This is a genomic window from Acidovorax sp. SRB_24, assembly GCF_012931925.1.
In genome coordinates this window covers 1-12163 of the sequence record NZ_MWOM01000036.1, presented here as the reverse complement: position 1 = coordinate 12163, position 12163 = coordinate 1, and the positions used below count along the sequence as shown (strand labels likewise).

General features: G+C 71.4%; 13 protein-coding genes. 4 read left to right on the top strand and 9 right to left on the bottom strand.

All coding sequences use genetic code 11. The features are described from left to right. Nucleotides 1-32: 32 nt before the first annotated feature. Nucleotides 33-467 carry a thioredoxin TrxC gene (gene trxC / locus B2J89_RS13195; protein WP_169169551.1) on the top strand — a complete coding sequence of 145 codons (435 nt, stop codon included), beginning with the start codon at nt 33-35 and terminating at the stop codon, nt 465-467. A gap of 22 nt (nt 468-489) precedes the next feature. On the opposite strand, the gene B2J89_RS13190 is transcribed toward trxC, so the two are convergent. Continuing rightward, nucleotides 490-1746, bottom strand: coding sequence for a multifunctional CCA addition/repair protein (locus tag B2J89_RS13190; RefSeq protein WP_169169550.1), 1257 nt, complete (start codon nt 1744-1746; stop codon nt 490-492). A gap of 118 nt (nt 1747-1864) precedes the next feature. Between B2J89_RS13190 and B2J89_RS13185 the strand changes: the two genes are divergently transcribed. Both B2J89_RS13185 and B2J89_RS13180 read left to right on the top strand, forming a co-directional pair. Beyond that, nucleotides 1865-2317, top strand: a complete 453-nt coding sequence (locus tag B2J89_RS13185; RefSeq protein ID WP_169169549.1) for a hypothetical protein — start codon at nt 1865-1867, stop codon at nt 2315-2317. A gap of 218 nt (nt 2318-2535) precedes the next feature. Further along, nucleotides 2536-2766 (top strand): hypothetical protein, encoded by a 231-nt coding sequence (locus B2J89_RS13180; RefSeq protein WP_169169548.1) that lies wholly within the window; start codon nt 2536-2538, stop codon nt 2764-2766. A 40-nt stretch (nt 2767-2806) separates the two neighbouring features. Here B2J89_RS13180 and B2J89_RS13175 read toward each other — a convergent pair whose 3' ends face one another. Both B2J89_RS13175 and B2J89_RS13170 read right to left on the bottom strand, forming a co-directional pair. After that, nucleotides 2807-3490 carry a glutathione S-transferase family protein gene (locus B2J89_RS13175; protein ID WP_169169547.1) on the bottom strand — a complete coding sequence of 228 codons (684 nt, stop codon included), beginning with the start codon at nt 3488-3490 and terminating at the stop codon, nt 2807-2809. A gap of 52 nt (nt 3491-3542) precedes the next feature. Continuing rightward, complete coding sequence (locus tag B2J89_RS13170; RefSeq protein WP_169169546.1) at nt 3543-4115, bottom strand: 5-formyltetrahydrofolate cyclo-ligase; 573 nt, start codon at nt 4113-4115, stop codon at nt 3543-3545. Nucleotides 4116-4129: 14 nt separating this feature from the next. Here B2J89_RS13170 and B2J89_RS13165 point away from each other — a divergent pair, with 14 nt between their 5' ends. After that, nucleotides 4130-6148: a lytic transglycosylase domain-containing protein gene (locus tag B2J89_RS13165; protein WP_169169545.1), complete on the top strand. Its 2019-nt coding sequence runs from the start codon at nt 4130-4132 to the stop codon at nt 6146-6148. 55 nt (nt 6149-6203) lie between these two features. Here the strand turns inward: B2J89_RS13165 and B2J89_RS13160 are convergent, their stop codons facing one another. The 6 genes from B2J89_RS13160 to B2J89_RS13135 form a co-directional block, all read right to left on the bottom strand. Further along, nucleotides 6204-7859, bottom strand: a complete 1656-nt coding sequence (locus B2J89_RS13160) for a nitrite reductase (protein ID WP_240965016.1) — start codon at nt 7857-7859, stop codon at nt 6204-6206. Then, nucleotides 7852-9126, bottom strand: a complete 1275-nt coding sequence (nirJ, locus tag B2J89_RS13155; RefSeq protein ID WP_169169544.1) for a heme d1 biosynthesis radical SAM protein NirJ — start codon at nt 9124-9126, stop codon at nt 7852-7854. The genes B2J89_RS13160 and nirJ overlap by 8 nt, the downstream gene beginning before the upstream one ends. A gap of 4 nt (nt 9127-9130) precedes the next feature. After that, the gene (locus B2J89_RS13150) at nt 9131-9625 is read right to left on the bottom strand and encodes an AsnC family transcriptional regulator (RefSeq protein WP_169169543.1); all 495 of its coding nucleotides are present in this window, start codon (nt 9623-9625) and stop codon (nt 9131-9133) included. Further along, nucleotides 9612-10082: an Lrp/AsnC family transcriptional regulator gene (locus tag B2J89_RS13145; protein WP_169169542.1), complete on the bottom strand. Its 471-nt coding sequence runs from the start codon at nt 10080-10082 to the stop codon at nt 9612-9614. Before B2J89_RS13145 ends, B2J89_RS13150 begins: the two co-directional genes overlap by 14 nt. Continuing rightward, a complete protein-coding gene (locus B2J89_RS13140; protein WP_169169541.1) occupies nt 10066-11082 on the bottom strand; it encodes an Lrp/AsnC family transcriptional regulator in 1017 nt (338 codons plus the stop codon). The genes B2J89_RS13145 and B2J89_RS13140 overlap by 17 nt, the downstream gene beginning before the upstream one ends. A gap of 19 nt (nt 11083-11101) precedes the next feature. Beyond that, nucleotides 11102-12163: cytochrome D1 domain-containing protein (locus B2J89_RS13135; protein WP_169169540.1), on the bottom strand; the 1062-nt coding region annotated here is incomplete at its 5' end.

The window sequence follows — 12163 nt, the reverse complement described above, 5'->3', positions numbered from 1 at the left end:
GTCTGTCGCATCGCCCTGTTGGAAACCCTGCCATGACCGAAGCCCTGCACATCGTCTGCCCCCACTGCCACACCACCAACCGCGTGCAGGCCGCGCAGCTGGAAAGCCGCCCCGACTGCGGCAGCTGCCACTGCCCGTTGTTCACCGGCGCGCCGCTCGAACTCGACGCCGCCAGCTTTGGCAAACACACGCAGCGCAGCCACATTCCGGTGCTGGTCGATTTCTGGGCGCCCTGGTGCGGGCCGTGCCGGCAGATGGCGCCGGCCTTCGCCCAGGCGGCGCGCGAGCTCGAACCGCAGGTGCGCCTGGCCAAGCTCGACACCGAGGCGCACCCGCAGGTGGCCGCGCCCTACGCCATCCGCAGCATCCCGACCATGGTGCTGTTCCAGGGCGGGCGCGAGGCCGCACGCATCTCGGGCGCCCTGGGCGCGGCGGACATCGTGCGCTGGGTGCGGTCGCTGGCCTGACGGCGCAGAAAAACGGCGGACCTCAGCCGGCCGCGGCGGGGGCCTGCGCCAGCCAGTCGGCCACGGCCTGCACGCGCGCAGCGTGGACCATTTCCCCCACTTTTTGGCCTGTCACGCCCGCCGCTGCTGCGTGTGCAGCTATCACACTGGTAGCAACCGACTGCGCCGCCGCCAGCGCCGCCCGCAGCCGTGCGCGCTGCGGGTAGGGCGACCCCTCCAGGCCCAGCCGCCCGCGGGCGTCGCATTCGCAGGCCAGCAGGATGGCGTCGAAGCGCCCGGGCTTGCGGATGCCGTCGCAGCGCTCGATCAGCCGCACCAGCGCGGCCGCGCCCAGGTCGCCGCTGCGGTGGATGTTGCCGTGCTCGCGCGCCACCACGTCGGCCAGTTCGCGGCAGTCGGTGGGCACGCGCAGGCGCTCGCACAGTCCCTTGAGCAGCTTCGCGCTGCGCTGCTCGTGGCCGAGGTGGCGCGGCAGCAGCTCGGCCGGCGTCGTGCCCTTGCCCAGGTCGTGCGTGAGGCAGGCGAAGCGCACGGCCAGCGGCGCCTGCAGGCGCGCGGCCATGTCGAGCACCAGCATCAGGTGCACGCCGGTGTCGACTTCGGGGTGGTGGTCGGCATGCTGCGGCACGCCCCAGAGTCGATCGACCTCGGGCAGCAGCACAGCCAGGGCGCCGCAGTCGCGCAGCACCGCGAACATGCGTGAGGGCTGGTCTTCCATCAGCCCGCGCGCGAGCTCCTGCCAGACGCGCTCGGCCACCAGGTGGTCGGCCTCGCCGTGCGCGACCATCTCGCGCATGAGCTGCAGGGTTTCGGGCGCGACCGTGAAGTCGGTGAAGCGCGCCGCAAAGCGCGCCACGCGCAGGATGCGCACCGGGTCCTCGCGGAAGGCGTCGGTGACGTGGCGCAGCACGCGCTCGCGCAGGTCGCGCGCGCCGCCATAGGGGTCAAAATGGCCTCCATCGCTTTCCGGGTCTGCGCTGACAGCTATCGCATTGATAGTAAGGTCGCGCCGCGCCAGGTCTTCTTCGAGCGTCACGTCGGGCGAGGCCTGCACGGCAAAGCCGCGGTAGCCGCGCCCGCTCTTGCGCTCGGTGCGCGCCAGCGCGTATTCCTCGCGCGTCTCGGGGTGCAGGAAGACCGGGAAGTCGCGCCCCACCGGCAGGTAGCCGCGCGCCACCATCTGTTCGGGCGTGGCGCCCACCACGACCCAGTCGTGGTCGTTGACCGGGCGGCCCAACAGCCGGTCGCGCACCGCGCCGCCCACCATGAAAATTTGCATGGCAGCAAGTGTAGGGCGCACGCGGCCTGCTCCCTCCGGAACCACCGCGCCCCGCAGGGGCGCTGGCCTGCCGGTATATTGCGGGCCCCTGCGCCCCGGCTGTCCCCTGGAGTTCCGTATGCCGTCTACCCCCGCCCTCACCATCGTTTCACCGAACCCCGACGGCAGCCTGCCACTGCCCGCAGACCCGCAAAACGCCGCGCCCCCGGCGGCGCAGTGGCAGGAGCGCGCCGAGCACCTGCAGCAGCAGGTCGACGGTTTGCAGGACATCCTGGCCCGGCCCCTGAGCGACATCCTGGCCGACCGGGAGAAGGCGCAGGAGGCCGCCGCCGCCTGGGATGCCTTCGGCGCCATGTGGATGCTCTCGCAGCGTGCCATGCGGCGCGTGGCGCTGGACCTGGCGGCACAGCTGGGCGTGAGCGAGGCCGACGTGGTGGCGCGCGCCCTGCAGCATGCCAACGAGGTGCTCAACGGCGACGGCGTCGACCTCGGCGGCACGGTGGCCTCCGCGCAGCTGGCGCACATCGCGCGCCACCGGCCTTTTCTGCGCCAGCAGTTCCGCCCGGGCTGAGGCCGGGCGGACGGCGCGCGCTGGCGTCCTACAAGCGCTGTCGCACCTGGCCGCCGCCGCCCCGTCCTGCGCGCCACGACGATGGGGGCTAGGCGGGGCAGCCGCACCGCTGCAGCGCAGCCAGGGTGGCGCCGCGCACGCTTTTGGGGAGAACGCGCTGGCCGCCTGGCATGCGCCCGCCGGCGGCCAGGGCGCGCTTTCCGCCACAGGACAGAATCATGGACTGGATGGACCTCTTGCAGTGGCCCGCGATGGCCGTCACGGTCGCGGCCGCGTGGTACGTGGCCTCGGAGCGCAAAAGCAAGCGCAACTGGGGCTTCTGGCTGTTCCTGGCCAGCAACGCGCTGTGGATTGCCTGGGGGCTGTCTGCGGGCGCCACGGCGCTGGTCGTGCTGCAGTTCTGCCTGGCCGCGCTGAACATCCGCGGCGCCGCCAAGGCGAAGACCTGACCCCCCAGCGCCCCCTGCGCCCGCGCCCCGGTCGGCAGCGTCAGCGCGCGAGCCGGTAGGGCTCCTCGAAGTCGCGGAAATCCTTTTCGGCCAGCGCGCCGGCAATCCACTCCTGCATGGCCGGCAGCGCGCGCACGCGCTCGACGTAGGCGGTGATGTGCGGCGGCACCGGCAGCGCATAGGTCCGCAGGCGCATGCAGACTGGCGCGAAGTAGGCGTCGGCCACCGAGAACTGCCCCAGCAGCATCGGGCCGCCGTGCGTCTGCAGCAGGCCGCTCCACAGCGCGACCAGGCGCTGCACGTCGGCGCGCACGGCCGCCCGGTCGCGCCAGACCAGCGCGCCGACGTCGGGCAGGTGGGCTTCGATGTTCATGGGGCAGGCGCTGCGCAGCGCGGCAAAGCCGCTGTGCATCTCGGCGCAGGCACTGCGCGCCTGCGCCCGCGCGCGCGCTTCAAGGGGCCACAGGTGCTTGTCGGCGTGCTGCTCGGCCAGGTACTCGGCAATCGCCAGCGTGTCCCAGACCACCAGGTCGCCGTCGATCAGCACCGGCACCTTGCCGGTGGGGCTGACGGCCTGCAGCGCCTGCTTGAAATGCGACTGCGGCCCGAAGCTGTCGAAGCGGACCATCACCTCTTCGAAGCCGATGCCGGCCTGGCGCATCAGCACCCAGGGGCGCAGGGACCAGGACGAGTAGTTCTTGTTGCCGATGTAGAGCTTGAGCATGTGTTCACCTTGCATCAAAAAAGCGAAGCGCAGCCGGTCCCCCCGGCCCGGGTCATACCGGCCAGACCACGCCGTTGTCGTTGAGGATGGCGTCCAGGGGCAGGTCGTGCGCCTCGGGCTCGAAGTCGTCGAGGTAGCCGCCGGTGTAGCCCAGGCCCACGGTGAAGGGGCGCGGCCGCAGGGCGGCCAGCGTGCGGTCGTAGAAGCCGCCGCCATAACCGAGCCGGTAGCCGCCAGGGGCGTAGCCCACGCAGGGCACGAACAGCAGCGTCGGCACGATGCGCTCGGTCTCCTTGGGCTTGGGGATGCCATAGGCGTCCTCCTCCATCGGGCAGCCGGGGTACCAGGCATGGAAGGCGAGCGTATTGTGCTGCTTGTCGATCACCGGCAGGCCGATGCGGCGCGGCTGGGGCTCGTCCAGCAGCTCGCCGTCTTCCTTCCAGCGGTGCAGGGCGGGCAGGGGGTCGAACTCGCCCTTGATCGGCCAATAGGCGCCGATCACGGCGTCGGGCCGGTCCACCAGCCAGACGCGCATGACCTGCTGCAGCAGGTCGGCGCGCTCCAGGCGGTCGGGCAGGTTCAGGCGTTGTTCTATCAACATGCGGCGCAGGGCTGCTTTGTCCATCACATAATTCCCCCATGCAATTGCTGAAGATTCTGACACCGCTTGCCGCCTCGGCTGTGCTGGCCTGCGCTGTGCCCCCCGCCCTGGCCCAATCCGCCAGCCCTGCTGCCGCAGCCACGGCCGTGCCAGGCCGCGGCGACGACGTGCTATTGGAGATGCAGCAGGCCTTCCGCAAGAGCGACCGCCAACGGCTGGGCCAGCTGCTGCCGGCCGCACGCGGCCATGCGCTCGAGCCCTGGGCCGCCTACTGGGAGCTGCGGGCGCGCCTGGACGAGGCCCAGCCCAACGAAGTGCAGGCCTTCCTGCAGCGCTGGGCCGGCACCTACCAGGAAGACCGGCTGCGCAACGACTGGCTGCGCCAGCTCGGCCAGCGCCGCGACTGGGCGCGCTTTGCCGAGCTGCATCCGGCGTTCCGCATGGGTGACGACCGCGAGGTGCGCTGCTATGCGACCACCATCGACCTGCTGGAGGGCAAGGCCGCTGCCAGCGCCGCGCAGGAGGTGCTGCGCAACTGGCACGCGCTGCGCGATGCCGACGACGGCTGCACGCACGCTGCTGGCGAGCTGTTTGCCGCGCGCAAGCTCGGCGCGCCCGAGGTGTGGCGCAAGGCGCGTCTGGCGATCGAGGCCAACCGCCTGCGCGCGGCGCGCGATGCGGTGGCCATCGTGGCGCCCGAGGTGCTGGGCCTGGTCAACGAGCTGCAGGCCAATCCCGCCAAGTTTCTCGGCGGCCGCGCTGCCGCGCCCACGCGCCAGCGCCAGGAGCTGGTCGTGCTGGGGCTGATCAAGCTCGCCGCCAGCGATCCCGATGGCGCTGCCGCGCTGCTCGAAAACAAGTGGGGCGGCCACCTCACGCCCGAGGAGCGCCACTGGACCTGGGGCGTGATCGGCAAGCAGGCGGCGCTGCGGCTGTCGCCCGCGGCCACGGAATATTTCGACAAGGTTGCCAAGGACCGCGACCTCAGCGACGACCTGCTGGGCTGGAAGGTGCGCGCCGCGCTGCGTGCCGGCCATTGGAAGACTGTGCGCCGCGCCATCGATGCGATGGGCGACGAGGCGCGCGCGGACAGCACCTGGGTGTACTGGAAGGCGCGCGCGCTGCTCGCCGGCCGGCCCGGCGAGGCCGAGCGCGCCGAGGCGCAGCAGCTGCTGCAGCGCATTGCCGGCCCCCACGGTTTCTATGAACAGCTGGCGCTGGAAGACCTGGGCCAGCGCATCACGGTGCCGCCCGCCCCCGCGCCGCTCACGGCCGAGGAAAAGGCCGCGGCGCGCACCAACCCGTCGCTGGCGCGCGGCCTTTACGCGATCGCCATCGGCCTGCGCAGCGAAGGCGTGCGCGAGTGGAACTACGCCACCAACCTGCACAGCCCTGGCGGCATGGCCGAGCGCGAGCTGCTGGCCGCCGCCGATCTGGCCTGCCAGCGCGAGGTGTGGGACCGCTGCATCAACACCAGCGAACGCACCAAGGGCGCGGTGGACTATGCGCAGCGCTTTCCGATGCCACACCAAAGCGCGGTGGTGGCGCACAGCCAGGGCGTAGGTCTGGACCCGGCCTATGTCTACGGCCTGATCCGCCAGGAGAGCCGCTTCATCATGGACGCGCGCTCGGGCGTCGGCGCCTCGGGCCTGATGCAGGTCATGCCGGCCACGGCGCGCTGGACGGCGAAGAAAATCGGCCTGACCGGCTTCACGCCCGACCAGCTCAACGACCGCGACACCAACATCACCATCGGCACGGCCTACCTGAAGCTCGCGCTCGACGACTTTGCCGGCTCCATGCCCATGGCCGCCGCGGCCTACAACGCCGGCCCGGGCCGCCCGCGCAGCTGGCGCAACGGACCGGTGCTCGACGCCGCCATCTGGGCCGAGAACGTGCCCTTTGCCGAAACGCGCGACTACGTCAAGAAGGTGCTGGCCAACACGACCAATTACGCCGCCATCCTCACGGGCCAGCCGCAGTCGCTGCGCAGCCGCTTGGGCACCGTGGGACCGCGGGACCTGTCCACGCCCGACCCGAGCCAGGACCTGCCCTGAAGCACCGCCGGGCGCGCGCATGGGCACGGCAGCGCTGCCGCACCAGCGCGCACCCCTAGTGCGAGGTGCCTTCCGAGCGTGTGATCTTGTTCCAGACGTTGTACTTGCCCACGGGCTTGTTCATGGGCAGGCGCTTGACTTCCTTGAGCGTGCGCGCGTCGAACACGATGATCGCGCCGTCGCTTTCCCACACGCTCACCAGCGCATAGCGGCCGTTCTTGGTGAACTCGGTGTGCGCCAGCGTGCGGCCGGGTTCGCGCAGCGTCGCCACGGGCGCCAGGGTCGCCTTGTCGATCAGCGTCAGCGTGTCCTTCGATGCCGGGGCCATCATCGAGTCGGCCCAGGCGTAGGGCGTGTTCTCGTGGCTGCGGATGAAGAAGCCCGGGCCCGGTGTGGGAATGGTCTTGACGGTCTTCCAGGTCTTCATGTCGATCACGTCGAGTGCGCCGTCCTTCAGGTTGGGGCTGGCCAGCACGGTGGTGCCGTTCCACGCGAACGTGATGCCCGAGCCCAGGTGCGGCATGCCGGCAATCGGCAGCTCGGCGATCTTGCGGCGCACATCGAGGTTGACGACCTGGGCCGTGGGCACCTGGCCCTGCGCGCCCGGTGGGGGCCGCGTGGAGCCGAGCACATGGGTGTAGCTCTGGTCAAAGAAGAAATCGTCGAGCGGCCCGTCGAGCGGCGTGCGGCGCACGCCCTGGTAGCCGGGCTTGGCAATGGCTTCGCCCATCTTGTAGTCGTGTACCAGGCCGTCATAAATGGGCGCGGCCTGGGGGTCGTAGGAAATCTCCCAGACCTCGGGGATGTCCTTGAGGGCCACCACAAAGCTCTGGCGCGGCGCCGCGTCGTACACCGCCGAGACGCGCGAGGCGCTCTTGCCGTCGAGCGTGGTGGCGTCGTAGCGCTTGACGAGCTGCAGGTCGGCGTCGAACAGCACGGCGGTGCGCGGCAGGTAGTTCGCCGCCATGACCCAGCGCCCGTCGCCGCTGACGGCCACGTTGCGCATGTTCAGGCCGGCGCGCACCTCGGCCACCACCGTGAGGTTCCACAGGTCGTACTTGGTGATCCAGCCGTCGCGCGAGCCAAAGAACACAAAGCGCCCGTCGGGCGTGAACTTGGGGCCGCCGTGCAGCGCGTAGCGGCTGGCAAAGCGGTGGATGACCTCGAAGCGGTCGCCGTCGACCAGCGAGACATGGTGGTCGCCGCCCTCGACAACCACGAACAGGTTCATCGGATCGGCCTTCCACGCCGGGCGCGCCGGCAGGTGCTGGGCGCCGGCAGTTTCCACGCGCGAGGCGCGGATGTCGGCGTCGCTCCAGGCGGGCGCGGGCGTGGTGGGCTGGTAGATCCAGTCGACCACGCTGGCGATCTCATAGTCCGACAGCTGGGCCGCATAGCCGCCCATCTGCGTGGCCGGGCGACCCTGCTGCACCACGGCGAGCGCGTCCTTCTTGCGCAGGCGCTCCAGGCTTTCGGGCAGCAGCGCGGGCCCCATGCCACCGGTGCGCGTGACGCCATGGCAGGCGGCGCAGTGCTGCTGGTAGAGCGCGCCGGCGGCGATGGCGGCGCCGGCCGGGGCGGTCGGCGGCGCTGTCTGCGCGGGCGCCGGAGCGGGGGCCTGTGCCTGCGCCAGACCGTGGCCCATCCACAGCAGGCCGGCGGCCAGCAGCCACGGCGCGGCGCGGCCCAGAACGGTGTGTGCTTCAGACATGCTGGCCCTCCGCTGCCACGATGTCGATCACGCGGCGGGCGCTGCGAAAGGGGGTCAGCGCCACGCGCTGCGCGTCGCTGCCCGCCGCGAGGCCAATCTCGTCGTCGCGCAGGTAGCAGCCGGGGTCTTCGGCCCAGGCGTCGCCGGTGAGCTGCTGCGCGCGCACGCGGGTGTTGCCGCCGCAGAGGGCAAAGTACTGGCACGGCGCGCAGCGTCCGCCGACCGGGCGCGGGTGGGCCTTGAGGCCTGCCATCAGCGGTTCGGACGTGTCCGACCAGATGGCCGAGAACGGCCGCTGGCGCACGTTGCCCAGGTCGTGGTGCCACCACATGGTGTCGGGGTGCACGGTGCCCAGGTTGTCGATGTTGGCCACGTTCACGCCGCTCGCATTGCCACCCCACGCCACCAGGCGCTCACGCAGCGGTGCCGCCCACTGCGGCATGCGCGCCTGCACCCACTGCAGCAGGTAGGCCGCATCGGCATCGTTGTTGCCGGTCACGTAGTCCTCGGCACGGCCCTCCAGCGCGGCCTGCCAGGCGCGCCCGAACAGCAGGTCGAGGGCGCCCCGCGTGGCCTCGAACTGCGCGTCCTTGCCCCGGTGGATGTTGCCGCGTCCGGCGTAGTTGAGGTGCGAGAAATAGAACTTTTCGACGGCCTCCTGGCGCATCAGGTCGAGCAGCGCCGGCAGGTCGTGCGCGTTCAGCGCCGTCATCGTGAAGCGCAGGCCGACCTTGACGCCGCGCGCGTGCAGGTGGCGCACGGCGGCCAGGCTGCGCTTGAAGGCGCCTTCGAGCCGGCGGAAATGGTCGTGCGTCTCGCGCAGGCCGTCCAGGCTGATGCCGACGTAGTCGAAGCCGGTGGCCGCCACGCGGTCGGCCATGGCCTCGTCGATCAGCGTGCCGTTGGTCGACAGCCCGGTGTAGAACTTCATCGCCTTCGCGCGTCCGGCGATCTCGAAGATGTCGGGCCGCATCAGCGGCTCGCCTCCCGAGAGGATCAGCACCGGCACACGGTAGGCCTTCAGGTCGTCCATCACGCCAAACACTTCGCGGGTCGAGAGTTCGCCCTCGTAGTCGTGGTCGGCCGAGAGCGCATAGCAGTGCTTGCAGGTCAGGTTGCAGCGGCGGATCAGGTTCCAGATGACGACCGGGCCGGGTGCGCCGCCGCTGCCCTGGGCGCTGTGCCTGCGTGCGGGCGCGGCTTCCGGGTAGTGGCCGGTTTTTTCTGCGTGCGCGAGTTCGCGCAGGTATTGGCTGATGCGGAACATGGCCTCAATCCTCCTTGGAAGGGTGTGTCAGCCGCAACCCGGTTTTCTTCAGGATGGCGGTGGAATACAGAATGGCGTGGCTGCGGCAGGCCGCGCCCAGCAGCTGCTGCAGCTGCACAGCCTGCTGCTCGACCTCGGCACGCGTGCGCCCGTGCAGCATGGCGAACAGGTTGTAGGGCCAGTCGGGCAGGCGGCGCGGGCGGCGGTAGCAGTGGCTCACGCCGGGCAGTTGGCCGATGCGCTCGCCCAGGGCATCGACCTGGGCGTCGTCCACGTCCCAGACGCTCATGCCGTTGGCGGTGAAGCCCAGGCGGTAGTGGTTGGGCACGGCGCCGATGCGGCGGATGAAGCCCGAGGCCAGCATCTGCGCCATGCGCGCCTGCACCTGCTGCCCGGAAACGCCCAGCGCGGCACCCACGGCGTCGTAGGGGCGCGGCACCAGCGGCAGGCCGCGCTGCGTGGCGGCGACCAGGGCGCGGTCGAAATCATCCAGCGCCATGGGTGGCTCCCGTCAACGGCAGTTTGAGTTCGACGAAGAATTCGCGCTCCTTGGGAAAGGCCAGCACGCGCAATCCGGTGTCGGCTTCGATGCGCGCCATGGCGGCCGCGGCGGCGGCCGGCGTTTCGGTGCCGAGCACGAACCACATGTTGAGCGCGTGCGCGCGGCGGTAGTTGTGCGCCACCTCGGGCAGCGCGTTGACCTGGGCGGTGACGGCGGCATAGCGCTCCTCGGGCACCGCCATGGCGGCGAGCACGAACAGTCCGCCGGCGCGCTCGATCTGGAACAGCGGGCCAAAGCGCGTCAGCGTGCCGTCGGCCAGCAGGGCGCCGAGGCGCTCGAGCACCACCGCTTCGCTGCTGCCCAGCTCCGAGGCGACGTCGGCAAAGGGCGTGTCGGTCAGCGGCAGCGCGCCGTGCAGGCGCTCGAGCAGGCGCACGTCAAAGGCTGAGAGCATGGGCTTCCCCGGTGGTGCCCGGCAGCGCGCGAAAGCGGCGCGGCCCGGTCTGCTTGAAGCGCTGGCGCGAGAAGAGCACCTCGCGCGGGACGTGCGCCAGGCCGCTGCGTGCGGTCACGCGCTCGATGACGGCGAGCACCGCGGCGCGGTCGCGCCCGTGCACCATGCAGTACAGGTTGTAGGGCCAGCCGGCCGCGCGCGCGCGCCGATAGGCCAGCGTCACGCCGGCCGCGCGCGCCAGGGCTTCGCCGCAGGCGTCGACCTCGGCGTCGGGCACGTCGAACACGGTCATCGCGTTGGCGTCGAAGCCGAGCTCGTGGTGGCGCACGATGGCGCCCAGGCGGCGCAGCGTGCCGGTGTCCAGCCAGTGCTGCAGCGTCTGCAGCACCTCGTGCGGCGTGCGGCCCAGCGCCTGCGCCCAGGCATCAAACGGGTGGTGTTCCAGCGGCACGCCCCCCTCCAGCAGCGCCGCCAGCGGCCGGTCGACCGCGGCCACGGGCGCGGCGGTCCGCGCCGCTGCGGCGGCCATCGGCGCGGGGGCGATGCGGCTGCGCAGGTCAAAGCCCAGGTCGATGCGGTAAGCGCGCTCCATGCGCAGCTGCAGCGCCGGCAGGCCGGTCTGCTGCTCCAGCGCCGCCATGGCGCGGCGCACGGCGGGGTCGTCGTGCCCGGTCATGACGAACCATAGGTTGTGCCTGTGTTCGCGCTCGTAGTTGTGGTTCACGCCCGGGTGCGCCGACACCTGCGCAGCGACGGCGCACAGGCGCTCGGGCGGCACGGCCATCGCCGCCAGCAGCGCCGCCCCTCCGGCGTGGCCGGCAAACACGCCGCCAATGCGGCTGAGCGCGCCGCTGGCCTGCAGTTGGGCATAGCCGGCCAGCACCGCGTCCACCGCCATGCCGGCCTGCTGCGCAATCTGGTGGAACGGGTCGCGCACCAGCGGAAAGCCGCGCTGCCAGGGGTTGAGCAGCGCCAGCTGCAGGGTGTCCAGGGGGGCCATGGCGTGCCTGCCTTCGCGCTCAGAAACCCATGCGCGCGGCGCGCGCGGTGAAGAAGATGCCGCTGGGCGAGTCGATGGCCAGCGTCGCCGTGGTGGCAAAGGTCTGGGTGTCGATCACGCTGACGCGGTGGTCGTCGCGCGAGCTGATCCACACGGCCTCGCCGCGCGGCGTGAATTCCATGTGCAGCACCGCCTTGCCGGGTTCGAGCGTGCGCACGATGGCCTGCGTGGTGGTGTCGATGACCTGCACGCGGTGGTAGTCGGGCACGGCAAAGTTGACCCACACCTGGCGTCCGTCGGGCCGCGCCATGACGAACACCGGCTGGCCGGCCACGGGAATGCGGCCCACTTCTGCCCACGTTTCGGTGTCGACCACCAGCACCTCGTGGCGGCCGATCGCGGGCAGGTAGGCGCGGCGCCCGGCCACGGCCCAGCCGCGCAGGTGCGGCATCTTGTAGACCGGCAAGGGTTCCTGCCCCCGGCCGTAGCCGCCGAGGATGCGGCGCACCCGGGGCTGTTCGTCCCATAGGTCCACCATGGCCAGACCGTCCTCGCCAAACAGGCCGGCGATGTAGTGGCGCCCGTTGGGCGTCACGAGCGCGTCGTAGGGCTGGCGGCCGATGTCGCGGAGCCGGGTCGTGCGCGGCCGCGCGGGGTTGGAGAAATCGCTGATCCAGATCTCGCCCGCATCAAACAGGCTGTAGACAAAGCGCCGGCCCGGCAGGTCGGCCAGGCCGACGACGCGCGAGCGCTGGCCCGGCGCGTATTCGGCCGGCACGTCGGCCAGCAGCGTGAGCGTGGCGGCGTCGAACACCTTGATGCCGCCGGGCGTGTAGTTCTGCGCCACCACCAGCGTGCCGTCGGCGCTGATGGCGCCGCCGATCGAGTTGCCCGCCTGCACCACGCGGGCCACGGTCTGCTGCGTGAGCAGGTCGACCTTGCTGAGCGCGCCGTCGCGGCCGAACACATAGGCGTAGCGCGCATCGCGCGAGAACACCACCGAGGCGTGCGACAGGTCGCCCAGGCCGCTGACCTGGCCGAGCACGCTGCGCTCGCTGGTGTTGACGATGGCCAGCGTGCC

What these genes read in the sequence shown, in the direction of transcription:
- B2J89_RS13180 (WP_169169548.1), top strand. Translation starts at nt 2,536, where the DNA reads ATGGACTGGATGGACCTCTTGCAGTGGCCCGCGATGGCCGTCACGGTC.
- B2J89_RS13185 (WP_169169549.1), top strand. Translation starts at nt 1,865, where the DNA reads ATGCCGTCTACCCCCGCCCTCACCATCGTTTCACCGAACCCCGACGGC.
- B2J89_RS13190 (WP_169169550.1), bottom strand. Translation starts at nt 1,746, where the DNA reads ATGCAAATTTTCATGGTGGGCGGCGCGGTGCGCGACCGGCTGTTGGGC.
- B2J89_RS13145 (WP_169169542.1), bottom strand. Translation starts at nt 10,082, where the DNA reads ATGCTCTCAGCCTTTGACGTGCGCCTGCTCGAGCGCCTGCACGGCGCG.
- B2J89_RS13175 (WP_169169547.1), bottom strand. Translation starts at nt 3,490, where the DNA reads ATGCTCAAGCTCTACATCGGCAACAAGAACTACTCGTCCTGGTCCCTG.
- B2J89_RS13140 (WP_169169541.1), bottom strand. Translation starts at nt 11,082, where the DNA reads ATGGCCCCCCTGGACACCCTGCAGCTGGCGCTGCTCAACCCCTGGCAG.
- B2J89_RS13165 (WP_169169545.1), top strand. Translation starts at nt 4,130, where the DNA reads ATGCAATTGCTGAAGATTCTGACACCGCTTGCCGCCTCGGCTGTGCTG.
- B2J89_RS13150 (WP_169169543.1), bottom strand. Translation starts at nt 9,625, where the DNA reads ATGGCGCTGGATGATTTCGACCGCGCCCTGGTCGCCGCCACGCAGCGC.
- B2J89_RS13160 (WP_240965016.1), bottom strand. Translation starts at nt 7,859, where the DNA reads ATGTCTGAAGCACACACCGTTCTGGGCCGCGCCGCGCCGTGGCTGCTG.
- nirJ (WP_169169544.1), bottom strand. Translation starts at nt 9,126, where the DNA reads ATGTTCCGCATCAGCCAATACCTGCGCGAACTCGCGCACGCAGAAAAA.
- B2J89_RS13170 (WP_169169546.1), bottom strand. Translation starts at nt 4,115, where the DNA reads ATGGACAAAGCAGCCCTGCGCCGCATGTTGATAGAACAACGCCTGAAC.
- trxC (WP_169169551.1), top strand. Translation starts at nt 33, where the DNA reads ATGACCGAAGCCCTGCACATCGTCTGCCCCCACTGCCACACCACCAAC.